The organism is Clostridium lentum (genome assembly GCF_014287815.1).
In the GTDB taxonomy this organism is placed as follows: domain Bacteria; phylum Bacillota; class Clostridia; order Clostridiales; family Clostridiaceae; genus Clostridium; species Clostridium lentum.
Genome location: NZ_JACOOQ010000010.1, coordinates 21,891 through 47,173, shown reverse-complemented (window position 1 = coordinate 47,173; position 25,283 = coordinate 21,891). Strand labels below are relative to the sequence as shown.

34 protein-coding genes and 1 pseudogene are annotated in these 25,283 nt (G+C 26.9%); all 35 read left to right on the top strand.

The window, feature by feature from the left end:
* Positions 1 to 3: 3 nt before the first annotated feature.
* The 35 genes and pseudogenes from H8R92_RS13595 (at position 4) to dxs (ending at position 25,273) form a co-directional block, all read left to right on the top strand.
* Positions 4 to 615 carry a phage tail protein gene (locus tag H8R92_RS13595; protein ID WP_186835122.1) on the top strand — a complete coding sequence of 204 codons (612 nt, stop codon included), beginning with the start codon at positions 4 to 6 and terminating at the stop codon, positions 613 to 615.
* 4 nt (positions 616 to 619) lie between these two features.
* Positions 620 to 886 carry a hypothetical protein gene (locus tag H8R92_RS07105; RefSeq protein WP_186835073.1) on the top strand — a complete coding sequence of 89 codons (267 nt, stop codon included), beginning with the start codon at positions 620 to 622 and terminating at the stop codon, positions 884 to 886.
* Positions 887 to 897: 11 nt separating this feature from the next.
* A complete protein-coding gene (locus H8R92_RS07100; protein ID WP_186835072.1) occupies positions 898 to 2,781 on the top strand; it encodes an SGNH/GDSL hydrolase family protein in 1,884 nt (627 codons plus the stop codon).
* A gap of 136 nt (positions 2,782 to 2,917) precedes the next feature.
* Positions 2,918 to 3,319, top strand: coding sequence for a phage holin family protein (locus H8R92_RS07095; protein WP_186835071.1), 402 nt, complete (start codon positions 2,918 to 2,920; stop codon positions 3,317 to 3,319).
* A gap of 50 nt (positions 3,320 to 3,369) precedes the next feature.
* Positions 3,370 to 4,299, top strand: a complete 930-nt coding sequence (locus H8R92_RS07090; protein WP_186835070.1) for an N-acetylmuramoyl-L-alanine amidase — start codon at positions 3,370 to 3,372, stop codon at positions 4,297 to 4,299.
* Between the two features lie 575 nt (positions 4,300 to 4,874).
* Positions 4,875 to 5,060 (top strand): hypothetical protein, encoded by a 186-nt coding sequence (locus tag H8R92_RS07085; RefSeq protein ID WP_186835069.1) that lies wholly within the window; start codon positions 4,875 to 4,877, stop codon positions 5,058 to 5,060.
* A gap of 297 nt (positions 5,061 to 5,357) precedes the next feature.
* On the top strand, positions 5,358 to 6,164 hold the full coding sequence (locus H8R92_RS07080) for a HipA family kinase (RefSeq protein WP_186835068.1): 807 nt from the start codon (positions 5,358 to 5,360) through the stop codon (positions 6,162 to 6,164).
* A 2-nt stretch (positions 6,165 to 6,166) separates the two neighbouring features.
* A complete protein-coding gene (locus H8R92_RS07075) occupies positions 6,167 to 6,919 on the top strand; it encodes a DUF3037 domain-containing protein (RefSeq protein ID WP_186835067.1) in 753 nt (250 codons plus the stop codon).
* A gap of 115 nt (positions 6,920 to 7,034) precedes the next feature.
* The gene (locus H8R92_RS07070) at positions 7,035 to 7,790 is read left to right on the top strand and encodes a DNA adenine methylase (RefSeq protein WP_186835066.1); all 756 of its coding nucleotides are present in this window, start codon (positions 7,035 to 7,037) and stop codon (positions 7,788 to 7,790) included.
* Between the two features lie 154 nt (positions 7,791 to 7,944).
* A pseudogene (locus H8R92_RS07065) lies at positions 7,945 to 8,655 on the top strand (GspE/PulE family protein); the annotation flags it as partial.
* Positions 8,627 to 9,661 carry a type II secretion system F family protein gene (locus tag H8R92_RS07060; RefSeq protein WP_186835065.1) on the top strand — a complete coding sequence of 345 codons (1,035 nt, stop codon included), beginning with the start codon at positions 8,627 to 8,629 and terminating at the stop codon, positions 9,659 to 9,661. The pseudogene H8R92_RS07065 and the gene H8R92_RS07060, both read left to right, overlap by 29 nt.
* The gene (locus H8R92_RS07055) at positions 9,658 to 10,098 is read left to right on the top strand and encodes a prepilin-type N-terminal cleavage/methylation domain-containing protein (RefSeq protein ID WP_022212625.1); all 441 of its coding nucleotides are present in this window, start codon (positions 9,658 to 9,660) and stop codon (positions 10,096 to 10,098) included. Before H8R92_RS07060 ends, H8R92_RS07055 begins: the two co-directional genes overlap by 4 nt.
* Positions 10,099 to 10,100: 2 nt before the next feature.
* The gene (locus H8R92_RS07050; protein WP_022212624.1) at positions 10,101 to 10,535 is read left to right on the top strand and encodes a hypothetical protein; all 435 of its coding nucleotides are present in this window, start codon (positions 10,101 to 10,103) and stop codon (positions 10,533 to 10,535) included.
* Positions 10,519 to 10,986: a prepilin-type N-terminal cleavage/methylation domain-containing protein gene (locus H8R92_RS07045; RefSeq protein ID WP_022212623.1), complete on the top strand. Its 468-nt coding sequence runs from the start codon at positions 10,519 to 10,521 to the stop codon at positions 10,984 to 10,986. Before H8R92_RS07050 ends, H8R92_RS07045 begins: the two co-directional genes overlap by 17 nt.
* Positions 10,977 to 11,408 (top strand): hypothetical protein, encoded by a 432-nt coding sequence (locus H8R92_RS07040; protein WP_022212622.1) that lies wholly within the window; start codon positions 10,977 to 10,979, stop codon positions 11,406 to 11,408. The genes H8R92_RS07045 and H8R92_RS07040 overlap by 10 nt, the downstream gene beginning before the upstream one ends.
* A gap of 10 nt (positions 11,409 to 11,418) precedes the next feature.
* Complete coding sequence (locus tag H8R92_RS07035) at positions 11,419 to 12,063, top strand: hypothetical protein (protein WP_022212621.1); 645 nt, start codon at positions 11,419 to 11,421, stop codon at positions 12,061 to 12,063.
* Entirely contained in the window at positions 12,041 to 12,442 is a 402-nt protein-coding gene (locus tag H8R92_RS07030; RefSeq protein WP_022212620.1) for a hypothetical protein, read from the top strand. Before H8R92_RS07035 ends, H8R92_RS07030 begins: the two co-directional genes overlap by 23 nt.
* Positions 12,443 to 12,444: 2 nt before the next feature.
* Positions 12,445 to 12,828, top strand: a complete 384-nt coding sequence (locus H8R92_RS07025; RefSeq protein ID WP_022212619.1) for a hypothetical protein — start codon at positions 12,445 to 12,447, stop codon at positions 12,826 to 12,828.
* 157 nt (positions 12,829 to 12,985) lie between these two features.
* Positions 12,986 to 13,543: an elongation factor P gene (gene efp, locus H8R92_RS07020; RefSeq protein WP_022212618.1), complete on the top strand. Its 558-nt coding sequence runs from the start codon at positions 12,986 to 12,988 to the stop codon at positions 13,541 to 13,543.
* 137 nt (positions 13,544 to 13,680) lie between these two features.
* Positions 13,681 to 14,043 (top strand): CD1247 N-terminal domain-containing protein, encoded by a 363-nt coding sequence (locus H8R92_RS07015; RefSeq protein WP_022212617.1) that lies wholly within the window; start codon positions 13,681 to 13,683, stop codon positions 14,041 to 14,043.
* Positions 14,044 to 14,192: 149 nt separating this feature from the next.
* The gene (spoIIIAA, locus tag H8R92_RS07010) at positions 14,193 to 15,119 is read left to right on the top strand and encodes a stage III sporulation protein AA (protein WP_022212616.1); all 927 of its coding nucleotides are present in this window, start codon (positions 14,193 to 14,195) and stop codon (positions 15,117 to 15,119) included.
* Entirely contained in the window at positions 15,104 to 15,622 is a 519-nt protein-coding gene (gene spoIIIAB, locus H8R92_RS07005) for a stage III sporulation protein SpoIIIAB (RefSeq protein WP_022212615.1), read from the top strand. The genes spoIIIAA and spoIIIAB overlap by 16 nt, the downstream gene beginning before the upstream one ends.
* Positions 15,623 to 15,636: 14 nt before the next feature.
* A complete protein-coding gene (gene spoIIIAC, locus H8R92_RS07000; RefSeq protein WP_022167935.1) occupies positions 15,637 to 15,837 on the top strand; it encodes a stage III sporulation protein AC in 201 nt (66 codons plus the stop codon).
* Between the two features lie 9 nt (positions 15,838 to 15,846).
* Positions 15,847 to 16,230, top strand: a complete 384-nt coding sequence (gene spoIIIAD / locus H8R92_RS06995; RefSeq protein WP_022212614.1) for a stage III sporulation protein AD — start codon at positions 15,847 to 15,849, stop codon at positions 16,228 to 16,230.
* 8 nt (positions 16,231 to 16,238) lie between these two features.
* On the top strand, positions 16,239 to 17,429 hold the full coding sequence (gene spoIIIAE / locus H8R92_RS06990) for a stage III sporulation protein AE (protein ID WP_022212613.1): 1,191 nt from the start codon (positions 16,239 to 16,241) through the stop codon (positions 17,427 to 17,429).
* A 2-nt stretch (positions 17,430 to 17,431) separates the two neighbouring features.
* Complete coding sequence (gene spoIIIAF / locus H8R92_RS06985; RefSeq protein ID WP_022212612.1) at positions 17,432 to 18,010, top strand: stage III sporulation protein AF; 579 nt, start codon at positions 17,432 to 17,434, stop codon at positions 18,008 to 18,010.
* Positions 18,011 to 18,026: 16 nt separating this feature from the next.
* Positions 18,027 to 18,644 (top strand): stage III sporulation protein AG, encoded by a 618-nt coding sequence (gene spoIIIAG, locus H8R92_RS06980; protein WP_022212611.1) that lies wholly within the window; start codon positions 18,027 to 18,029, stop codon positions 18,642 to 18,644.
* Between the two features lie 37 nt (positions 18,645 to 18,681).
* Positions 18,682 to 19,200 (top strand): SpoIIIAH-like family protein, encoded by a 519-nt coding sequence (locus H8R92_RS06975; protein ID WP_022212610.1) that lies wholly within the window; start codon positions 18,682 to 18,684, stop codon positions 19,198 to 19,200.
* An 86-nt stretch (positions 19,201 to 19,286) separates the two neighbouring features.
* Positions 19,287 to 19,676, top strand: a complete 390-nt coding sequence (locus tag H8R92_RS06970; protein WP_022212609.1) for an Asp23/Gls24 family envelope stress response protein — start codon at positions 19,287 to 19,289, stop codon at positions 19,674 to 19,676.
* 167 nt (positions 19,677 to 19,843) lie between these two features.
* Positions 19,844 to 20,251 (top strand): transcription antitermination factor NusB, encoded by a 408-nt coding sequence (nusB, locus tag H8R92_RS06965; protein WP_022212608.1) that lies wholly within the window; start codon positions 19,844 to 19,846, stop codon positions 20,249 to 20,251.
* A 27-nt stretch (positions 20,252 to 20,278) separates the two neighbouring features.
* Positions 20,279 to 21,115, top strand: a complete 837-nt coding sequence (locus tag H8R92_RS06960; protein WP_022212607.1) for a tetrahydrofolate dehydrogenase/cyclohydrolase catalytic domain-containing protein — start codon at positions 20,279 to 20,281, stop codon at positions 21,113 to 21,115.
* Between the two features lie 2 nt (positions 21,116 to 21,117).
* Positions 21,118 to 22,314 (top strand): exodeoxyribonuclease VII large subunit, encoded by a 1,197-nt coding sequence (gene xseA, locus H8R92_RS06955; RefSeq protein WP_022212606.1) that lies wholly within the window; start codon positions 21,118 to 21,120, stop codon positions 22,312 to 22,314.
* Between the two features lie 14 nt (positions 22,315 to 22,328).
* On the top strand, positions 22,329 to 22,544 hold the full coding sequence (gene xseB / locus H8R92_RS06950; protein ID WP_022212605.1) for an exodeoxyribonuclease VII small subunit: 216 nt from the start codon (positions 22,329 to 22,331) through the stop codon (positions 22,542 to 22,544).
* Positions 22,534 to 23,397, top strand: a complete 864-nt coding sequence (locus H8R92_RS06945) for a polyprenyl synthetase family protein (RefSeq protein ID WP_022212604.1) — start codon at positions 22,534 to 22,536, stop codon at positions 23,395 to 23,397. The genes xseB and H8R92_RS06945 overlap by 11 nt, the downstream gene beginning before the upstream one ends.
* Positions 23,398 to 23,413: 16 nt before the next feature.
* Positions 23,414 to 25,273, top strand: a complete 1,860-nt coding sequence (dxs, locus tag H8R92_RS06940) for a 1-deoxy-D-xylulose-5-phosphate synthase (protein ID WP_022212603.1) — start codon at positions 23,414 to 23,416, stop codon at positions 25,271 to 25,273.
* Positions 25,274 to 25,283 lie beyond the last annotated feature (10 nt).

Genomic DNA, 25,283 nt, shown 5'->3' with positions numbered 1-25,283 from the left:
TCTATAAATAATGGATTAAATTATATTGATGATGTTGAAGCTATAGAAGAGTTTGGAATAATAGCTGATTCAGTTTCATTTGATAATGTAACTATAGTAGAAAATTTATTATCTAAAGGGAAAGCATATCTTAAAGAGAATAATAGAATAAAGAAAAAGCATAAAATTGATACTTTAGATTTATCTATTATTGGGCTAGATATTGATTCTTTTAACATAGGAAATGCTCATAGAGTTGTTAATCCAGTTATGGGAATAGATGAAGAATTAAGAATTATAGAGAAAACTTTAGATATTAACTCTCCTCAAAGCTCAAGCTTTACAGTAGGTGATAAATTTGAAGATATAAAAGATTATCAACTAGACACAATTAATACAGCTAAAGAAGTTAAAAATGTTAAATCTACAGTACAAACAACTGTTAATGTATTAAATTCAGTTTCTACAGAACTTAATAATACAGTAGAAGTATTAAATGTAGCTAATCAAAATCTAGGAAACTTAAGTGAAGTAGTGCAAGCCAATGTTGATGCTATAAATGTTATTGCAAATACTTTAGTGGCAATTAATACTAAACTTGATAAATTAACTAGAAGAATAGCAATGGAGGTATAAAAGGATGCAAGAAAAAAGAATAGCAGCTAAAACATTAACTGATACTGAAGAAAGTTTATATACCAATTCAGCTGGAGCTATAGTTAAAACAATTCTATTACATAACTCTAATGCTACAGAAAAAGAGGTAACACTTAACATTGATGGTGTTACTTTTTTATTTAGGCTTTCAACTAAAGAAACAAAGATATTGAATAGTCCTTTAATTATTAATTCATTTAAGGCTAAAGGTGCTGGTATTAATATTCATATATCAGGCATTCAATTGTAAGGAGGAATAAAATGGCAAGTATACAAGAACACTTAGATAAAATAAAAAACGCTATATTTGGTAAGGATGTAAGACAATCCATACATGATGGATTAAATAAAATAAATCAAGAAACTGAAAGTACTTCTAAAAATCAAGAAAAACTTGAGAGAACTTTCGATGATCTAATAATTAATGCTGGAAATAGCAATGCAGAAGTTGCAGCAGCTAGAAATGGATTTGAAACTTTAGGTAAAAGATTAGATGGCGTTGACGAACAATTGGATACTAAGGCGAATAAAAATGAATTAGAAGTTGAAAGAAAAAGAATAGATAATATAATTGCTTTACCAGATGGGAGTACAACCGGTGACGCTGAACTTATTGATATAAGGATTGGTGCAGATGGTATACAATATGACTCTTCTGGTGAAGCTATTAGACAACAGTTTAAGAATGTTAATAATAATGTATCAAATGTAATTAATGAGTTAGAAATGGCTACGCATTTAAATTTAACATTTAAAATAGGTAGTGTACATGCAAATGGTAATGAAAATTTAAATAACAAATACAGTTTAGTAAGTAATGAATTCTCTTTATCTTCTAAAATATTAACTATAGTAAATACAGCAGAATCATCAAATGTTGGGTTTACACTTGTAAAATACAATGACGATGACACAATCACAAAACTAGGAGTTTATTATGATAAAGAAGCAACTTTCGATAACACAAATAGTAAATATAGAATTTTATTAACGAAGGGAACTGAGCTTAGTGATACATCACTTAAAGATTTTTTTAGATTATATGATGGCTACCAAGTTAGTAAAATTAAAGTACATGAAAGTAGATTAGCAAATTTAGAAACTATAGTAGCTTCTTTATCATTACCATCTAATTATTATATATTAAATGGTGAAGAATTAAAAATTCCTTATTCATCTTTTATAGATGATGAATTAAAAAGTGAATATCCATACCTTAAATCGAGTGGTTTTTGGTACAAACATCACTTTAAAGATTATTTTAAATATAAAGGAATAACTAGCGATAGTTATATAGATTTTTCATTATATAATGATAATTTAACAAAAGTAATAAGTGAAAAAAGGTTAAATATAAAAGTTGCGAATATAAAAGATATAAACCATAATAGTGTTAAAAATTTTATGATTTTAGGGGATAGTTTCATTCAATCTGGTGGGATAGTTGATGTAATTGTAAATAAATTAAAAGAATTAGGTGTTACTAATATAAATTATGTAGGACAATATACTGACACAAATACAAATAGTGGTAATAGATATGAAGGGCATGGTGGTTATAGAGCATATGACTTTATAAACGACCCTTCACTTTTAAGACCCGAGTTTCCAAATAACCCATTTTGGAATCCTACAACTAGAAAAGTTGATTTTAAATACTACTGTGATAATGTTGTAAATGTAAATGGTTTAGATTATGTTTATATACATTTAGGTGTTAATGATAAGTTGACAGATAATTTAGTTGGAGAACAAGGGAATAATGAAATAGTCAGTAGGATAGTTGAATTAGTGAATTATATACACGCTTCGTATCCAAATTGCAAAGTAATAGTTGACGGACTTGTAACATTATCTGAAGATAATGAATTTACTAATTTTTACTATTATAGAAAAGATATATTTGATTATAATTCAAAATTAGAGTTAGCATTATCACAAATTAACAATGCTTACTATATCCCTTCATGTTTAAGATTTGATAGTAAATATGCATATGAATATGTTTATGAAAAAGTATATGATAATTCAGACGAAACTAGAAAAGTGGTTAAAGAATGGCTGCACCCAAGTTGGGTTGGTTACAAAATGATAGCTGATGAAGTAATACCAACTTTTATTTATCATTGCTTGATGAATAAATAATTCGCAATTGATTTATATTGTTCGTTAAATCAATAAAAAGTTTAATTTTTTAGGAATTTAATATGATTTTGTCAACCAATAAAGAGATTAGAGGAAATTCTAGTCTCTTTTTATTTAATGAAAGAAGGGATGAAAAATGGATTTAGATTTAATTTTACAAATAAAAGAGCAAGTTACATTAGAAGCAATATATATTATATTTTCAGTATTAGTTGCGTTTGACATTGCAACAGGATCATTTAAGTCTTGGAAAAGGGGTAAATTTAAAAGTAGAAGTTTAAGAGATGGTATGTTTGGGAGCATGGCTGAATTAATGTTTTTATTGATATGCATTATTATTGCAAAATTAGTTCCAATATCACATTTTATAGTTTATGTAATACTTGTAGTAATGATATTAAAAGAGCTATCTAGTATAATAGAAAATTTAATTGAATGTGGTGCAAAAGTACCTATGTGGCTTAGTAAAGGACTAAAAGTTTACAATGATAAATTAGATAATATTAATATTGAAGATATAAAGAAGGATGCACAATAGTGTGTCCTTTTAATTTTATAAAAAATAATTAATGAAAGAAGGAATTAAAAGTGGAAATAAAAAAAGAAGTGGTAAATGAAAATAAATATGAGTGTAAATGCCCATATGGTATGGTACCAGAAGGTATAACAGTACATAATACTGCAAATGATGCATCAGCTAGAAATGAAGCAAGTTATATGAAGTCAAATAATAATGAAGTATCTTTCCATATTGCAGTAGATGATGTTGAAGCAATTCAATTAATAGATTTTAATAGAAATGCTTGGCACGCAGGAGATGGAGGTAATGGATTTGGAAATAGAAAAACAATAGCTATAGAAATTTGTTATAGTAAAAGTGGTGGAGATAGATTTATTAAATCTGAAAAGAATGCAGCTATAATAGTAGCTAAATTATTAAAAGAATTTGGATGGGGATTTGATAGAGTTTATACACATCAAAAGCATAGTGGTAAATATTGTCCTCATAGAACTTTAGATTCAGGGTGGGATAGATTTATGAATATGGTTAAAGAAGCATATAATGGAACAATACAAGGAGATCAAAATAATTCTACTTCAGCAAAGCAAATATATAGAGTAAGAAAATCATGGAGTGATGCTACAAGTCAAAAGGGGGCATTTAGTGATTTAAATAATGCTAAGAAATGTGCAGATCAAAACAAAGGATATAGTGTATTTGATGATAGTGGTAATAGTATTTATAGTAAATCCAATAGTGAATCTGAAGTATTAGAAAGAAGTTATGCAGAAACAGGTGTAGCTACAGTTATAGTTGATGAATTAAATGTAAGAAATGTACCTAGTACAGAAAATAACGAGCCAGTTGCAGTATATTATAAAGGAGAAGAAATAAATTACGATAGTGTTTATGTAACAAATAAATATTACTATATAAGTTATGTAAGTACTTCTGGAGTAAGAAGATATGTAGCAAGTAGAAGCAGAGCAGGAGAACAATATTTAAATTGTATTTAGAAATTAAAGCTAGGTATGTGAAAGTACCTAGCTTTTTACATATAAAAAAGACTTATATGTTCACACCATATAAGTCTTTTAAAGAATTTAAACTTGAAATAAAATTCTTCTGCTTCCATTTAAACATAAAAATATCTAAATAAAATTATAATATATTTTTATATAAAATTAAAGGCTAAAGTTAGAGAAAATCTTATTTTAGCCTTATTTTTTTATGTAAAACTATTGACCATTTATACTATGCGTAGTATAATATACTTAGGAGGTGAGGGAATGGAGGATAAAATAAAAGAGTTCAAGAAAGTGATTACGGCACTAACTGAACTCATCTTAGAAATAGGCACTCTAGTAGCAGTCATCAAAATGGTACTAGAAAGCTTACTTTAACAAATAGGGAGGTTTACTCCCTACTAATAAAATATCATTTTATCCTTTTAAATGCAATATGAAAATTAAAGGTAGTTTAGCAAAAGAAATAATAAGTTTAATTTTTCAAATAATAAGGCTATTAGGATTAATCTTTGCCTTAGGAATAATAATATTTAAAACTGTATTCTAAGTAAGGAGTTGTTTATATGAGTGAAAAAGTAAATGCACAAACTGAAGCTAATAAAAAATGGCAAGAAAAAAATAAAGAAAGAGCAAAATATCTTAGTGATAGATCTAGAGCTAGAAGTTTCTTAAAAAACAGAGTAACTATTGAAGATATAGAAGAATTTGAAGAGATATTAAGAAATAGAAAAGAAATATTAAGTAAGTAGAAGTAGGGAATAGTTAAGGATGTAGTTCTTAGCCTTTAAAATATTAAATGTAAAAATTGTAAAGTGTATTTATATAATATATAATTAAATTAACAAATATCAAATAAAGTTAATTAAATATAATTGAAGGATAAGAGAAATTGTCGAAGGTGTTGCAACATATATGTATAGGCTATAAAATGAAAGAAAGCACTTTGACGACCAATCAGTAGTGCTTTCTAATGAAATTGTATTTTTATAATTAAATCCATTATATCTAAGTTAATTATAAAATGCAAATATTACGGGAGAGATTTAATGGAGAAAGTTGATAAACTTATAGAAAGAATTGAAGCAGCTACAGACCCTTTTGAAGCTAAAATTGGTAGTAAATATGTATATGTAAAAACATTTGGGAGTAGATGGGCAAATAAAGTATTAATAAATGAATATATTTCTTTAAGGCTTGCACAAAGTTTAGGATTAACTATACCCAATGGTGGAATATGCTTAATAGATAATACAATAGATATAGAAGATGTTATTGATTGCATTGATTATGATGAAAGCATTGAGGGAATAGCATTTTATAGTGAAAAAGTACATAATGCTAATGCTTTGATTAATTCTATGCCAATTATTAATAATATAATTAATAAGGAGGAAATTAATGATATTATTTTATTTGATCATTTAATTTATAATGCAGATAGGCATGAAGGAAATTTGCTGATTGATTATAGTAACAATCTTAATAGTTTTAAAATGTATATAATAGATCATTCTCATGTTTTTAATTGGAATAGTAAAAACCTTCAAGAATCAATTGATAATGAGGATTATAAAGATAAAATTATCTTAGAACTAAATTATAAAGAAGTATATAAGTATTTTCATCATTTTAATATATTAAATGAAACGGCATTAAGAAAAGCTGCTGATAGATTTAAAAATATAATTAATGGAAATTTGTTAGATGATATAATTAATGAAATTCCAAAAGTATGGAGATATAAGGATGAGGATATATTAAAACTAAAGGAATATATTTTATATAGATTAAGAAATATAGATTATATGGTTGATATGATAATAAATTATACAAAATATTCAGGAGGTATTTAACAGTGAAAGTGTTATTTTCCGTATTAAAATATAAATTAGTAACTAATGAAAGTATCAATATTGGAATATTATTTCACAACTTAGATACTGATGAAAGAAGATTAGAAACAATATCTAAATGGAGCAGATTGAAAAACTTTGATGATGAAATTAATATGATATTATTTAAGATATTATTAAATGGAATTAAGGATGAAGTAAAAGATTCATTATTTAAGGAAACACTACATTTTAACATTTCGGAATATACAAAAAAGTTTCGTAATGAAATGAGATTTTCTAAAATTTATGAAGAGCATACAGATAACTTTGATTCTTTTGTTGAATTTAATAAAAAAATTTTTCTAAGATATGATTACGATCAAAAAGATAGACCTAAGAAAGATCAACAAATTAAATATATGAAAACTCTTATGAAATCAAATGAAATACCATATTCCGTAAAAAAAATAATGGGTGAACATCAAGAATCTATTCAATATGATTATATTATTGATAATTTTGCATTTAAATTTTTTGAATTTGAAAATAAAAAATTAGATAGATTAGTGAGTTCTGCAAAAGCATGGGCGTATACAGCTAAAGAGTTATCAGATATATATAATACTATTTTTGTTTATGATGTGGATGTAGATGATAGAAAGTTTAATATAATTATAGATATACTAAAAAAATCAGCGTATGATATTATTAAATATGATAATACAATTGATTATATGTCAAATAAAAATGATTTAACGGATATTAATTTTTAATGACTTTATATAAATGCAGGTAAGTTTTTAATTGTTACCTGCATTTTTTATCTTTTAAAAATAATTCTTGATAACAGAACATGTGTTCTGTATAATTATACTTGAGGTGATAATTATGTTAAAACCACCAATATCGTGGATGGGCGGCAAGTCACAGTTAAGAAAACATATAATTGAAATAATGCCAGAACATAAATGTTATGTTGAACTGTTCTTTGGAGCAGGCTGGGTTTACTTTGGTAAAGATAAGTCAAAGGTAGAAGTTATAAATGATATAGATAAAGAATTAATTAATTTATTTAAAATGATAAAATATCATGGTCCAGAAATAGAAAGATTATTAGAGTATGAATTTACGGGTAGAGATATATTCGAAGAATATAAAAATTATACATTAGAACACTTAACAGAAATACATAGAGCTATTAGGTTTTTATATTTAATAAATAATAGCTTTGCATCCAAGGGCAATAATTTTGGATATGCAACTAGTAAAGTTCCAAATCAAAAAATATTTTTAACAGATTACTTATATAAAATAAAAGAAAGATTAAGTAATACATATGTTGAAAATTTATCTTTTGAAAAAATAATAGAAAAATATGATAGAGAGGAAACATTATTTTTTGCAGATCCTCCATACTTTCAAACATCAGGATATGGTAATGAATTTGGGGAAAAAGAACATATCTTATTAAGAGATAAATTAAAACAATTAAAAGGAAAGTTTATATTAACAATAAATGATCATGATTTTATTAGAGAATTGTATAAGGATTTTAATATTGAAGAAGTAAAAGTAAATTATTCAGTTTCTAGATCTCTATCAGCACGTGGAGAATATGCCGAGTTAATTATAAAGAACTATTAATATATGAAAAAAGCAGGTATTAAATTATTTAACTACCTGCTTTTTTGTGTTTTCAAAATTATTATAGAGAAATACTTCATATATAACTATATCATTAAAATAATATTAATAAAGATATTTTTAGTTATATTAAAATTTATTACCAACTGGTAGTGGTAAATCTACTACATTATATACAATATTAAATTATGTTAATAAAAGTGAAGTTAATGTTGTAACACTTGAAGATCCGGTAGAAGTAATAATAAATGGAGTTAATCAAATGATGGTTAATAGCAAGGAAGGAGTAAGTTTTGCAAATGGGCTTAGAAGTATAATGCGTCAGGATCCAGATGTGATAATGGTTGGAGAGGTAAGAGATGAAGAAACTGCTGTTATGGCTGTAAGAGCAGCTCTTACTGGTCATAAAGTATATACAACAATTCATTCAACAGAACCAAGAGAGGTATACTTAAGATTGGAGGAAATGGGTATAAAGAGTTATTTAATTAGAGAATCTCTTGTGGGAATAATATCTCAAAGACTTATTAAGATGCTATGTGATTCCTGTAAAGAGGAAGAAATTATAACTTATACAGGTAGCAGAGCAAAAATATATAAAAGGGGAATTGGTTGTGAAAAATGTAATTTCACTGGTTATTTAGGGAGAGCGTTAATAATATCTATTAATGAAATCACCAAGGATGTAAAGAAAAAACTGGTTAAAATTTATGATGATAATACCATATTAACCAATATCCAAATGGTAGATAATTTAAATAATTTATTGATAAATGGTAAAATTTCTAGGCTTGATTATATGGAATTTATTGATAGAGAGGAGCTAGAGTTTGATTATGAAGGAAGTTTCAAAACGGAAGGCTAATTGGAATAGCTTATCAGTAATTGCCGATAATATAGCTAAGCTATATGGTGATGGTCTTCCTTTTGTATATATTTTTGAGTTATTGGCTGATTTGGATATAGGAGACAAATATAAACGAGCATTATTTAAAATAAAAGGAAGAATTAAAAGTGGTATTTCTTTAGAGGATGCCTTTAAAAGTCAAGGAGAGTTATTTCCTAATTTCTTTGTGGAAATGGTAGGTGTTGGTGAAAAGACAGGAAATATATCAGAAGTACTAAATGGGTTAAGTATGTTTTATGGCAAGATGGCTTTTATTAAGAAATTTTTAATTAATGCGTTATCTTATCCTTTAATAATCTTTATAAGCTCCTTAGCAGTTATTATTTTTTTAAGTATAGCAATTATACCTAACTTTAAAGAGGTATATATTTCTTTAGGCAAAGATGTGCCAAAAAGTTTTAATTTTATCATTAATCTAAAAACTTTTATTTATCACAATAAAACTTTAAGTTGTGTTTATTTTTTCTTATGGGGAGTGGTATGTCCATATATAATTTGTAAAGTGTTTTTAAAAGAGAAATTTTTGAAGATTCTTTGTTTAATTCCTATATATAAAAGATTTGTGGAGTACATAAACATTATGCTTTTAGCAGTGGTGATAAAGAGTGGAGTAAATTTAATTAAAGGATTAGAGTTTTGTAGTGAAATACAATTATTAGGAAATAATAATACGGTAGTCAGAGAGATAAAGAATAAGGTTATATCTGGCAATGGATTAAGTGATTCTATGGCTCAAACAAAAATCTTTTCTAAATATACCTTAGCACATATAAAACTTGGAGAAGAAAGTGGGTCTTTAGATTTAAGACTTATACAAATTGAAAAATTTTTATTCAATAATATTCAAGAAGATTTAAATAAAAAGATATCCATGATACAACCATTAATTATTGTATTTATTGGTGTATTTGTATGTATATTTATTGTGGTTTTTATACTGCCTGTATTTGGAGAATTAATATGAAGTTTCATTATAAGAAGGCGTTTACTTTATTAGAATTACTTATAAGTATATCAATAATTATCGTTGTATTTTCATTGTCATTTAGAGGTAAGAAGATTTTAGACGCTACCATTAATAATATAAAGGCACATACAGCTGTAAGTAATATGTGTGATTTTTTAAGCTATAGTAAATTTTATTGTAATAAAAATAACTCATCGGTAATAATTAATTGTAGAAATAAGGGTTATGCAGAATTTGTAGATCCTAGCAAAAAATTCTCTAAAAAACTAAAATTACCTAAAGGTTTTAATTTTATTACTAACTATAGTATAAATTGCTCTAATGAAGGAGTTTTATCTTCTGGAAGTATTTATATATGTGATAGCTATAATAATTTTTATAAAATAACCATATCTGTTGGTGTTGATACTATAAATGTATATTATGGAGAATAACTATGATAAGAAAAAAAGGAAGCCTTATAATTGAAAATATGTTATCTAGTGCAATGATTATTATATTGATTTTAGGTATTTGTCAAGTTATTGTAAGCAAAGATAAATGGCATGAGATAAAAAATAAGGAAGATGAATTTACTAGAATTACCTATGCAGTAGAAGAGGAGCTTAAATATAACTTAAGTATTGAAGAAATAAAAAATTTAGCAAATAGTAATGTAATTTCTTTATCAAAGGATAATATTTTAAAATGCTTAACAACAGAAGGATTAGAAATGATTCAGAAAGGAGATGATATTGTAATTCTTATTGATAATATTGATAAGGACAGAATTAAAATTAATATCTGTTTAAGAGAAGTCTGTTATGGAAATACTGTAGAAAGTAAACGAAGTTTTGTAAAGGATAGGTTGATGGATGAGTATTACAAATAGACATGAAGGTTTTACTTTATTGGAAGTAATAATTTCATTAGGAATTTCAATGAGTTTATTATTGATAATTATAAAGGTTAATAGTGAGGTTATAAATGATTATTGTAGCAATTCTAAAGAAAGCATTTTGGAAGATAATTTTGATAATGCTATGTTAAATTTAGATAATATAATAAATGGTTATGAAGTAAGCGATATAAAAGCTGAAAATAATCAAATTATCATTAAATATGATCTTGATTTTGAAAAAGATTATTATAAAATTAGAAAAATTTTTTTTAGTAGTAATAAGCTTATGGTATCAACTATTAATCATGATTCTAAGGGGATAAGTAGCGGAAAAAATGTAATATTAAATAATGTTAAAGAATTTAATGTGTATACAAAAAAATCTTTAATATACTTTGAAATAATTACGGAATTAGGGGAAAGTAGGATTAGATGTATATAAAGAAAACAGAAAAAGAAGGATTTATTCTAGTTGAAACAATGATAATAGTAGCAGTATGTATTTTAATTTTAAATATGTATATAAAAGGAACTATATGGGATATAGAAAAAAGTTCACTTTATACAATAAATAACGATTTGCTATATATGGATGAAAGTGAGCTTGAATTTATTGATGTTGTAAAAGAAGAAATTAATAAAAATCAAGAATTAAAGGATAAAATAAAAAATGATGAATTAATTAAAGAATTGGAATATAGGTATACTAATGATGATTTTAGCTTTAATATTACTAAAGGGAAGATATTTCTTATTAAAAGTGAAAATAAAAATAAACTATATAAAAAATTAAAAGCTATTAACTTAGAAGAGGAGATAATAATTATTCCTGATTATTATAAAGCATATAATTTAATGTATTAGGAGCAAAATAATGATTAGTAAAAAATTAATTTTATTTAAGCAGTATTTTTTATATGAAGGTAAAAAGTATACTATAGATGAATTTTTTAATAATATTAATGAAATTTATAAAAACCTAAAGATAATTATAGCTGAAAATGAAATGTTTATTTCTCAGTACAAATTGGAAGATAATAATGTAACAGTATTTTTAGATAATATTATGATGAATAATGAAGTTAATAATGAAAATATTCTAACAGACTATTATTATAATAAAAGAAAAAAGATCTTATATTTATATTCATTAAATGAAGGAAAATATATAAACAAGATTGCTAATGATAAAACAATTGTTAAGGTTATACCAATACAATTCTACATAAGAAATATTTTGAAGATTGCTTTGTATAGAAAATCAAAAGTTTTGGTGATTACAAAGATACATAAAAATATTTACGCAATTATTTCTGAAAAAGGGTGCATTACTTATTCAAATATATTAACAAATGATAAAAATGTTTTGAATAATGAAATACTGAAATTTGCTAAAGATATAGAAATTATTCTTGATAAAGAATTAGAAGATTTTCTTGTGGATGACATTAAGAAGAGTTATAAAATAAGTATTAAATCTATAGGGAGGAATATTAGTGAAAAAATTTATAAAATATAAAGGTTTTTTACCACCTCGCTATGTAGATGAAAAGATAAGTAAGAATAAAAAAAATAATAAGAAAGCTATTTGGATGTTAGTAATATTAAACTTTTATATGTTACCGGTAAATTTTAGAAATGTTTTAAAGGAAACTAATGATGAGAAGATTGTTAATATAACATATTATAATGAAAATGAAAAATTAATAGAGGATATATCAAAATGGCTTGAGGTAGCATCTCTAGGTATTGATTCAATAGAGGTTAAAGAGAATAAAGGCATAGTGAGTGTACTTAATAAGGATATATTATGTGAGGTTGAAAATAAAGGATACGGAATAATTAAAATTACGCAAGAAAATTCAATTTATAAAGCCAATATTGTTAAGGATGATTAAAAATGAAAAAAGAAATAAAAGAATTAATTTTAATGGTGATAACAGTTATTTTTACTATAATCCAACTTATATTTTTCCTACAGAATACTTTAACAGCTAATAAGGAAACGACTCAATTAACTAACATATCTGAAACAAAAAATGAAGACGTTAAATTTTCAACTATTAATGATGAATTAAAAGCTTTGGAGAATGGTATTATAAGTGATATAAATGATAGCGGTGATAGCTGGAAAGTGAAGATTATATTAGATGGCAATAAAGAAGAAATTTTAAATTCATTAAATAAATTAAACAATATGGAAAAATATACAATAAATGAATATAATATTGATGGTAATAAAGGCTATTTTGCAGTTAAATTGTATTTAAATAGGAGAAAATAGAGTTTTTTTTACTCTTATTACCGAAATAATTGCATTTCTTTAGTAATTTTGATAGAATGTTTTTGTTGTATCATAAAACAACGAAAAACGTTATGACTATTAATTTATTTTAAAGGTCATAATAACTATGAATTCAAGTTATTTTGGAGGGAAATATATGATATCAGCAGGTGATTTAAGAAAAGGTACTACTTTTGAGCATGAAGGACAAGTTTTCACAGTTATCGATTTCTTACATGTTAAACCAGGAAAAGGAGCTGCATTTGTTAGAACTAAGTTAAGAAATGTTATATCTGGAGGTGTTACAGATACAACTTTCAACCCAACAGCTAAACTTCAAGAAGCAGTAATAGAAAGAAAAGAAATGCAATACTTATATTCTGATGGGGAATTATATTATTTCATGGATCAAGAAACATTTGAACAAATTCCTTTAAACTATGAAAAAGTTGAAGAAGCTATAAAATTCTTAAAAGAAAACATGTTTGCAATTATTAAATTCTACAAAGGTGAAGCATTCTCAGTTGAAGCACCAAATTTTGTTGAATTATTAATTACACAATGTGATCCAAGTGTTAAGGGTAATACAGCTACAAATGCTATGAAGCCAGCAACATTAGAAACTGGAGCACAAGTTAACGTTCCAATGTTCGTAAATGAAGGAGATACTATAAGAGTAGATACTAGAACTGGCGAATATATGGAAAGAGTTTAGTTATAAAAAGCTAAGTTATATAACTTAGCTTTTTATTTTAATATTTCATATTATTTTAATTTTTTAGTAAATTGTTTTTAACTAGGAAATACGGGTATAATTATTAATGTAATTATTTTTCAGAAGGATGTGTAAAAATGAAGAAAATTTTTGATGAAATTAATGATTTAAGACAAGTTATTAATGACATAGATGATGAAAAATATAAAAATATTTTATCTGCAATAAGTGGTGTCGTAAATGATATGGCATTAAAAGTTGAGGAAATAATAGTAAAGCAGGAAGCTATTGAAGAAAATATGGAATACATAGGTGATGATTTAACAGATATGAGAGAAGAGTTATTTGAGGAAGTTTCATTTGATGATTTAGAAAATCTAGAAGATGAATATGAAGAAATACACTGTCATAACTGTGGTAAGCCGTTATTTGTTGAAAGAAAAGCAATAGAAAACAACTCTTCAATTCCGTGTCCTTTCTGCAATAAAAATGCAAAATAGAAAAATATACAAGAAGAAGTGATAATTAAAATTTATCGCTTCTTTTTTTACGGAATAATTTACATAAATATATATTGAAATGAATATTAATTTAATATGTGAAATAGTAATTACATGACTAAGTTTAGTGATGGAAGGAAGTGAAGTGAGTGGACAATTGCATCGAGGTATTACAGGTTTTACCGAAAAAAATCATAGAAATAATAGAAGGCAAAGTTGACACTAAGAAAATTCAAGAAATAAGGATAAAAGTTAATAAGCCAGTAATCATAAATATCACCAATGAGGAATTGGTACTTGATTATATAGTTTCAAAAGATGAACTTAAATATATCATAACTAAGATATCTAGTTACTCCTTATATGCCTTTGAAGAGGAAATGAAGCAAGGATACATTACTTTTAGAGGTGGACATAGAATTGGTTTAGCTGGACAATGTGTAATGGAAAACGGACGAGTTAAGATTTTAAGAAATATATCATCTATTAATATTAGAATATGTAAGGAGATAATTGGATCATCTAATAAGATAATGCCTTATATATCTAACTTTAATAAAGTATATAATACACTTATTGTATCGCCGCCCAAATGTGGCAAAACTACAATTTTAAGAGATATAGCAAAAAATATATCAAATGGATTTTCGCGAATAAATCTCAAAGGTAAAAAAGTAGCAATTATCGATGAACGAAGTGAGATAGCAGGTTGCTATAATGGAATTCCTCAAATGAATGTAGGTATTAGAAGTGATGTTTTAGATAATTGCTTAAAAACAAATGGAATAATAATGGCTATAAGGAGCTTATCACCAGAAGTAATTATCTGTGATGAAATAGGTACCATGAATGAGGTAGAGGCTTTAAGCATGGCCTTTAACTCTGGAGTAAATATGATATTGACAGTGCATGGTATTGATTTGGATGATGTTAGTCGTAGGAAAAGTTTAAAAGAGCTTATTAATGATAATATACTTGAAAGGATTGTTGTTTTAAGTTCTAAAAATGGGCCTGGAACCTTAGAAAAAGTCTATAAGATACAAGAAGGAGGGCAAATTAAGTGTTTAGATATTTAGTTTTAATATGTATCTTTTTAATATGCTCATATATTGGATTTATTATTGGGGAAAGTTACAAGAAGAGAAGTATTAACCTCAAAGAATTTCAAAAAGCAATAATACTTATGAATAACGACGTAATTTATAATAACACTCCACTGATTGAGGCTTTGTATGATGTAAGTAAAAAAATAACTGGTGAATTATCTTCAATGTTTAAGGAAATTGCATCTACTTTAGAGGAAGGAAAAGCAAATAGCGTTTTTGATATTTTTAATAATATTTATGGTAAGTATGAAAATGATTTAAGTTTTAAAAAAGAAGATTATGGGATAGTATCAGATTTCTTTAGAACACTAGGTGAAACAGGGGTATTTGGACAAGAGAAAATATTTAAACTGACTTCAGAACAAGTAAAACTTAATTATCAAGAAGCTTTAAAGGAAGCCAAAGTTAATATAAAGATGTATAGGACTTTAGGGGTATGCGCAGGAGCATTAATAGTAATATTTTTCATATAAAAGGGGGAAGTTAAATGGTATTTGATGTAGGCGTATTATTTAAAATTGGTGCAATGGGCATATTGCTTATAGTAATTGAGCAGCTATTAAAGGCTAATGGTAAAAATGATATTGCTGTACTGGCTAATTTGGCAGGTATAGTGATTATTTTAATTACCATAATAGGAATGGTATCCACATTATTTGATACAGTAAGAGCAATGTTTACGATGTAGGTGAGATAAATGGAGATAATTAGAATAATATCTATAGCTTTAATAGCATTATTTTTATATATATTTGTGAAAGAAAAGAAATCAGATATTGCTGTATTGATTATTTTAGCAGCCAGTATAATAATTTTGCTATATATGATCACACAACTAGGACAAATTGTATCCTTTATAAATTCAATTGCAGCGAAAGCAAATATAGATATCGTTTATATAGAAATTATTTTGAAAATACTAGCAATTGCATATCTTGCTTCATTTTGTAGTGAAATATGTAAAGATGCAGGGGCTGGAAGTTTAGCTTCTAAGGTTGAGTTTTCAGCTAAAATAATGATTTTAGTATTAGCTATACCAATATTGATGGCGGTACTTGATTCAATTCTTCAGATATTATAGGTGATTTAATGAAAATGAATAAATGCTTAAAATATTCATCAATTATTTTATTATTGATAGGGTTGTTCTTTTTTTCTTATAACAGTCAATTAGCTTATGCCGAAGATAATAATTATAATGTAATATCTAATGATGAAATAAATGGTGATTTGGAGGGACTATATGATTATATAAGCACTATGAAGAGTGATTTTGAATTAATTAATGATTTGGACCCAGTATCTTATATAAAAAATTATATAACTACAGGAAAGGGCAATTTAAGCTTTAGTAAAATCTGTGATGCTGTTATTAGCCTATTATTTAAGGAAGTAAAAACAGTATTATCTATGTGCATAACTATTGTAGTAATTGGAATAATATGCTCTCTTATTAAAAACCTTCAAAGTGCTTTTTCATCGGATAGCATATCGGAAATTGCATTTTATGCCTGTTATGCATTAATGATAATTGTTCTTACAAGAACTTTTATAATTTCCTTAGACTTGGCTAAAGATATAATAACGGAAATAAGCGGTTTTATGTCTAAATTACTTCCTATATTGGTAGTTATGTTAGGTGTGGCAGGAGGTTTTACAGAATCAGCAACAATGGATCCTATAGTCTTAGGAACAACAATAATTATACCTAAGATATATTTAAATATAATTTTACCGTTAATATTGATTACATTTGTTTTACAATTCACTAATAACATTTCAACGGAGCCTAAAATCTCTAACTTATGCAGCTTGGTGAAAAGTGCAGTATTATGGATTCAAGGATTGATTTTGACAGTTTATATAGGACTTTTGACTGTGAGAGGAATTACAGCATCAACTATTGATGCCGTAACACTTAAAACAGCTAAATTCACAATTGATAATTTCATACCTATTGTAGGTAAAACTTTTTCTGATGCAATTACTTCTGTAGCTGGATACTCCTTAATAATAAAAAATGCTATAGGATCAGTGGGGCTTATTGTATTAATACTTATAATAATATATCCAATCATAAAGATATTTTTATCATCAATAATTTTGAAAATTTCGTCATCATTATTAGAACCTATAGCAGATAAGCGAATTACAAAAGCAGTTTTTTCCGCTGGGGATTCTTTAGTTTTAATATTATCCAGCGTACTATGTGTAAGTTTAATGTTTTTTGTATTAATTGCCATGATGGTTTCAGCAGGTAAATTTGTAATTGGGGGATAGCTATGGAATATATTAAAAGCTTTATTGAAACATTAGTAACTATAATAATTTTATTTTCTGCAATTGAATTAATATCTCCAAACAATTCAATGAAAAAGTATATTAAATTTGTTTTAGGTTTGATTTTAATAGTAGTAATGTTAAACCCCATAATAGATTTTTTTACGGAAGGCGAAGATAAGATTGTATCTACTATTAAAGAATATGAGGGTATTTTAAGCACAGATACTGAAACAAGCTCCGATGTTGCAGCATCAAATGAAGTGGAAGATGTTTTTATAGAAAATTTAAATAAAAATTCTGCCACTGAGTTAGCAGAGAAATTTCCAGATTATAAGTTTGTATGCGATATAGATTGCAATATAGATTTAAACAATTTTAGTTATGACATAAGTCATGCTAAAATTAGTATTTCCACCAATAAAATTCAGGAGGTAGAAAAGATAGAAAAGGTTGAAATATCTAATGACAATAAGACTAATAGCCAGGCGTACAGTGATGATGAACAAAAAATATTAAGTTATGTTTCAAATATGCTTGGTATTTCAGAGGATAAAATAGAAATTTATACTGTGAGTTAATTAGGTAGGTGATTGGATGGATAATAAAAAATTAAGCGATAACTTGAAATCTTTAAGCAAAAATAAAGGCTTTATTAATGCATTAATATTTTTGCTAGTTGTTTTGTTTATATGGTTAGTTTTGACTAGTTTCAATAAGGTGAACTTTTCAAATAACAATAATGGCAATGATGGTAGTAATACTAATGGAGCATCAGAAGTAGATGCAGCTTTAAGTACTGAAAGTAATGTAAGTTTAAGTTATGAGCAGGCACAAAAAGAAGAGCTAGAGGAGATTTTAAGCAAGATTGAAGGTGTAGGTAAGGTATCTGTTATGATTCGTTTTGAAAGTGGTGAAGTTAAAGTGCCAGCAGTAGATAGTTCTAATCAGATTTCAAAAACAGTAGAAGATGATGGAAATGGTGGTACAAGAACAACAGAACAGGAGAGTCAGGGAGATACAGTGGTAATGAGTTCCAATGGTAGCAGTAGTAATCCATTTATAACTAAGACATATAATCCAGCGGTAACAGGTGTTATCATCACTGCTGAAGGTGCCACAAGTAGTAAAGTTAAATACGAAATACAGCTAGCAGTTTCAAAATTATATGATATAGGTTTAGACAAGGTTAATGTATATCCATCAACAAATTAGCATATAATTTGTTAGAAAGTATATGGGAGGAGTATATATGACAAAAAGACAATTTGCAATTATTTTTACACTGATGGCTTTAATTGTTTGTGTAGGTGTACTAGCATCTAAGCTTAATAAGGATGGATTTAATGATCCAGGAGATTTGGGTGCGGTATTGCAGCAAAATGATGATAAAACAACAGATGAGGATAAGGAAACATTGAGCACACAAGATTATTTTTATAATATGAGAGCAGCTAAAGATCAAGAGGATTCCCTTTATGTTGAAAATCTAGAATCTATTAAAAATGATGAAACTACTTCTCAAGAGCAAAAAGACATAGCAAATCAAAAGTTAATAGATAAAACTAATATAAAAGCTCAAGAAAGCAGTGTAGAACAGGATATTAAAAATCAAGGATATGAAGATGCAATATGTATGATAGATAATAATAAGGTAAAAGTTTATGTGAAGGTTGATGCGGATTTAACTAAAGAAGAATCAGGTTTAATTCAAAAATCTGTGGAAGATATAACTACATTAACTGATATTACAATACTAGCAAAGAAATAATACGTTGTCATAATTAATGTATTTTGTTATAATGTACCTATGATAAATGAGGTGTGCTAAACTGTATACCTTGAGGAGGGTGAAGTATGGAAAATATTAAGGACGAATCTACTTTAGGCGTAGTTAGAATATCTGATGAAGTTGTAAGTGTTATAGCCAGTATAGCTGCTGAAGAGATACAAGGAATAGTTGAAATTCCAACAGGAGTTGGCAATAATATATCTCAAATTCTAAAAGGTAAGAAGACTACAACAGGAAAGAGCGTAAAAGTAACCTTAGGTGAAGATGCTGCAACTATTGAATTAACTGTTGCTGTTGAGTATGGAATAAATATTCCCGAAGTGATAAGTTTAGTTCAAGAAAATGTTAAGAAGACCGTTGAAGCTATGACAGGGTTAAATGTTGAAGCAGTTAATGTAAATGTTCAAAACATATATGTTCCTAAAAAGGAACAAAACTTAGAAAAAGAAGTTTAATTGATAGCCCTCTGAAATTCAGAGGGTTTCTCATTGCAGGAGAGAAAGATAATAACTTTTAATAGACATAATGTTAATAATATTGTAATATACATATGTTTAATTAATATGATGAAAGTTTATAATAAAACTAATATATGATGTTTAGAGGATACTTAGGAGGAAATATGAAAAGAAAAAGATCAAGAGAAATAGCAATGGAATTATTATTCAGTATGGAAATAAGCAAGAATTCCTATGAACAAACTATAGAAAGCTTTATTGAAAACTACGAAATGGATTTAAAGACTATAGATTTAGAATATATAAAAGAAGTTATGAAATCTGTTACAGATTACAAAGAAGAAATTGATGAAATAATAAAAAATTCATTAATTAACTGGACTATAGAGAGAGTTTCTAAAGTTAATTTAATAATCGTAAGATTAGCAATTGCAGAAATGCTTTATATTGATGATGTTCCAGAGGTAGTTGCTATAAACGAAGCAATTGAGCTTACTAAAAAGTATTCAGATGATAAGAGTGTATCATTTGTTAATGGAGCTTTAGATAAAGCATTTAAGAATATAAAATAAATATAAGTTGTTGGGGAGTTATAGAGAATGGGAGAAATAATAAACGTTATAGATTTAGCTAAGAGCATAAAAGGGCAAATTGCTGAATTTGTTTCTCAAAGAGCAAATAATGGAGAAATTATACCTAAGATAGCATCAATTGTTGTAGGTGAAGATGGTGGATCTATTTTTTACATTAATAGTCAAGAAAAAGTGGCTAATTCTTTAGGCATATTGTTTGAAAAAATATTATTAAAAGAATCTACTACTGAAGAAAATTTAATTAATGAGATAATATCATTAAATAATAATGAGAAAATTCATGGAATTATACTTCAATTACCATTACCAAAACATATTGATGAGAAAAAGGTAATCTCATACATATCACCAGATAAGGATATAGACTGTTTAACTTATATCAATCAAGGTAAATTATATGCAGGTCACAAGAAATTCATACCATGTACTCCTAATTCTGTGGTAACAATCTTAGATAGCTTAAATATTAATCTTCAAGGAAAAGAAGTAGTTGTTGTTGGACGTAGCAATATTGTAGGTAAGCCTGTAGCTGTTTTAATGCTAGAAAGAAACTGTACAGTTACTGTTTGTCATTCTAAGACTAAGGATCTTCAAAGTGTATGTCAAAGAGCAGATATACTTATTTTAGCTATTGGCATTCCAAATTACATCGATTCTTCATATGTAAAAGAAGAAGCAATTGTTATAGATGTTGGTACATCTTCTTTAAATGGTAAAATAACTGGTGATGTTTTAATTGATGATGTTATAGGAAAAGTATCTTATATGACAAAAGTGCCAGGTGGAGTAGGATCATTAACAACTACACTTTTAATGAAAAATGTTTGTGAGGCATTGAAATAATTATGAAAATTAAAACATTATCTGTATCAGAATTGAATAGTTATATAAAAAAAATATTAGATAATGACTTTATATTAAATAATCTCTCTGTAAAAGGGGAGATTTCTAATTTAAAATATCATTCATCAGGACATATATATTTTTCTCTAAAAGATGATAGTGGTAAAATAAACTGTATTATGTTTAAGAATAAAGCATATGAATTGGCATTTAATTTAGAAGATGGTATGAATGTCATTGTAAGAGGTAAAGTATCAGCTTATGAAGCAAATGGAACTTTTCAAATATATTGCAATGAAATTGAAAAGGAAGGTCTTGGAGATTTATACATAAGATATGAACAATTAAAGAAAAAGTTAGAACTCCAAGGATATTTTGATTTAGCGAACAAAAAGCCAATTCCAAAAGAACCTGTAGCCATAGGAATTGTCACATCATCAACTGGTGCAGCAATTGAAGATATAAAAAACGTTATTAGAAGAAGAAATAGATTTGTTGATCTCTTCTTATATCCAGCACAAGTCCAAGGAAAAGGTGCTTTTAAGAGTATTATAGATGGAATTAGGTATTTTAATAATAAGAAGAACGTTGATTTAATAATTGTTGGTAGAGGTGGAGGTTCTATTGAAGAATTATGGAATTTTAATGAGGAAGCTCTAGCAGAGGAAATTTTTCATTCTGAAATTCCTATTATTTCAGCTGTAGGTCATGAAGTAGATTATACAATAGCTGATTTTGTAGCGGATCTTAGAGCTTCTACTCCTTCTCAAGCTGGAGAATTAGCTGTACCTTTAGATAGTGAGATTTATTTTACTATTAGTGAATATGAAAACTACTTAAATAAGTATATGATTGAAAGATTTAATGATGAAAAATCTAAGATTAATAATTTTTCTAGAATATTAAGTTTAAATTCACCAATGAATAAGGTTGTAAATAGTTATTTAGAAGTAGAAAAAGTAAAAGAAAAACTAGATAGTTTGCTTAATAAGAAAATTGCTCTTGAAAAACAAAAGTTAATTTCACTAAATAACGTATTACAAGCTCATAGTCCTTTAAATATTTTATCTAAGGGTTATGCTATAATAGAAGATGAAAATGGAAATATACTAAAAGAAATAAAAGATTTTAATAAAGATATGAATGTTAAAATAAACTTAAGTGATGGAATTATTAAGGGGAATTTAAAATTATTGTAGAGGAGGAGAATGCTTTGGCAAAAAAAGAAAATTATAATGAAATGCTAAATTTATTAGAATCCACTATTGAGACTTTAGAAAACAATGATTTAGGTCTTGAAGATGCTATGAAAGAATATGAAAAGGGAAGCAAATTAGTTAATAAGTTATATAAGACTCTAGCTAATTTAGAGGGTAAATTTATAACACTAAAAGAAGCTTCAGATAGGGTAAATGATCATGAAAATTAAACAATTGAAAGAATTAGTTGATAATTATCTAAGTAATTACTTTAAAAATAAAGGATCATATAATTCATTAATATATGATGCTGCTAACTATAGCTTAAATGTTGGTGGAAAAAGGATACGCCCTATATTATTTATGCTGGTATACAATATGTATAAAGGTAAAGATAAGGAAATAATTGATATGGCAGCGGCTATTGAAATGATTCATACTTATTCACTCATACATGATGATTTGCCTTGTATGGATAATGATGACTTAAGAAGAGGGAAACCAACTAATCATAAGGTATATGGAGAAAATATTGCAGTGTTAGCAGGAGATGCCTTATTAAACGAAGCGATGATTTTACTTATGGATTTCTCGATAAAAAATGGAAAAGATGCACTTGTTGCTGCAAGAGAAATTGCCTATGCTGCTGGTGCAGATGGAATGATAGGTGGTCAAGTCGTAGATATCATAAACGAAGGAAAAAAAATTTCTAAAGAGGAATTAAATTATATGCATCTAAAGAAAACTGGAGAGCTTATTAGAGCTTCTATAGTAGCAGGTGCAATTTTAGCAGAAGTAGACAAAAGTGAAATAGAATTATTAAATAAATTTGGGCTGAATTTAGGATTAGCTTTTCAAATTAAAGATGATATACTTGATGTAACTGGTGATGTGAACAAATTAGGCAAGAATACTTTAGCTGATGGAAATAAATCTAATTTCATTACTATGTATGGATTGGAAGAATGCAAGGTAATGTGTGAAAATTTAACAGATGAATGTATTGCTATTTTAGAGAAGATTTCAGTTAACACAGATATCTTAAAAAAGTTAACTATAGAGCTTTTGGAAAGAGATTTTTAACAAAGGAAGGATATTTATGTCAAAGTTATTAGACAAGATTAGTTCACCAATTGATGTCCATAAGTTTAGTAATAAAGAATTAACAATACTTTCAAATGAAATAAGAGAATTCTTAATAGATAATGTTCTTAAAACTGGAGGACATTTATCATCAAACCTTGGAGTAGTTGAGTTAACATTAAGTTTATATAAAAATTTTAATTTAGAGAAAGATAAGATTGTATGGGATGTTGGTCATCAGAGCTATGTACATAAAATGTTATCAGGTAGAAAAAATCAATTTAGTACACTAAGAAAATATAAAGGAATTAGTGGATTTCCTAAGATAAGTGAAAGTGAATACGATGCCTTTGGAACAGGTCATAGTAGTACATCTATATCAGCAGCTTTAGGGATAGCAAGAGCAAGAGATATATTAAAGGAAGATTACAATGTTGTAGCAGTAATTGGAGATGGAGCACTTACAGGTGGAATGGCCTTAGAAGCCATAAATGATTTAGGCTTTAATAAAAGCAAGATGATTATTATTTTAAACGATAATCAAATGTCAATCAGTAAGAATGTTGGGGCATTATCTAATCATTTAAATATGCTTAGAGTTGCTCCTAATTATAATAAAATAAAGAATGAAATAAATCAAACGCTTAATACTTCAGTAGTTGGTAAAAGTGTTGCCAACTCAATTCATAAAATTAAAGATAGTATTAAAAATCTAGTTGTTCCATCAAAGATGTTTGAAGAAATGGGACTAAAATATATAGGTCCAATTGATGGACATGATATTGAGTTAATGAATGAGGTATTAACACGTGCTAAACAAATAGATGGACCAGTGCTTATTCATGTGATAACAAAAAAAGGTAAGGGATATGAACTTGCTGAGGAAAATCCTAATAAATACCATGGAGTATCTGGTATAAATGATAATACAGAAAAAAATAATGATAACCCTGAAATAAAATACTCAAAAGCTTTTGGGAATTTTGTAGTTGCAGAAGCAGAAAAAAATGAAAAGTTAGTATGTTTAACAGCTGCAATGCCAGATGGAACTGGCCTTAATGAATTTGCTAAACTTTATCCTAATAGATTTTTTGATGTGGGAATAGCTGAAGAACATGCAACTACTTTATCCGCAGGTATGGCCAGTGCTGGTTTAAGACCAATATTTGCAGTATATTCAACATTCTTGCAAAGAGCTTTTGATCAGATTATACATGATGTTTGTATTCAAAACCTACCAGTAATTTTTGCAGTAGATAGAGCAGGGATTGTTGGTGATGATGGAGAAACACATCAGGGAGTTTTTGATTTATCATATCTATCTTTAATACCAAATATGACGGTACTTGCTCCTAAGCAAGTAGAAGAACTATCAGTGATGATGAAGTGGGCTCTAAAAGAAAATAGGCCTATAGCAATTAGATATCCAAGAGAAGGGGATTTTTATCATAAATTAACTCCACTAAGTGAAATAAAATATGGGAAATGGGAAAAGATTATAGATGGTGATAAAGTAGCTATAATTTCTGTAGGTAAAATGGTACAATATGCAATGATTGCCAATGAAGGACTTATTAAAGAAGGAATTAATCCTACAATTATTTCAGCTTCATTTATAAAGCCTTTAGATTTAGAAATGTTGAAAGAATTAGTTGAAAATAATTATGATATCATTACAGTTGAAGATAATGTTGGCAATGGAGGATTTGGAAGCTATGTTATAGAATCATTATATAATTTAGGTTTTAAAGGCAAATTTAAATCTCTATCATATAAAGATGAGTTTATTCCCCATGGAAAAGTTGATTTGCTTTACTCAGAATATGGATTAGATTCAGTCGCAATAAAGAATACTGTTATTACAATGATTAAATAAAAAAGGAGAA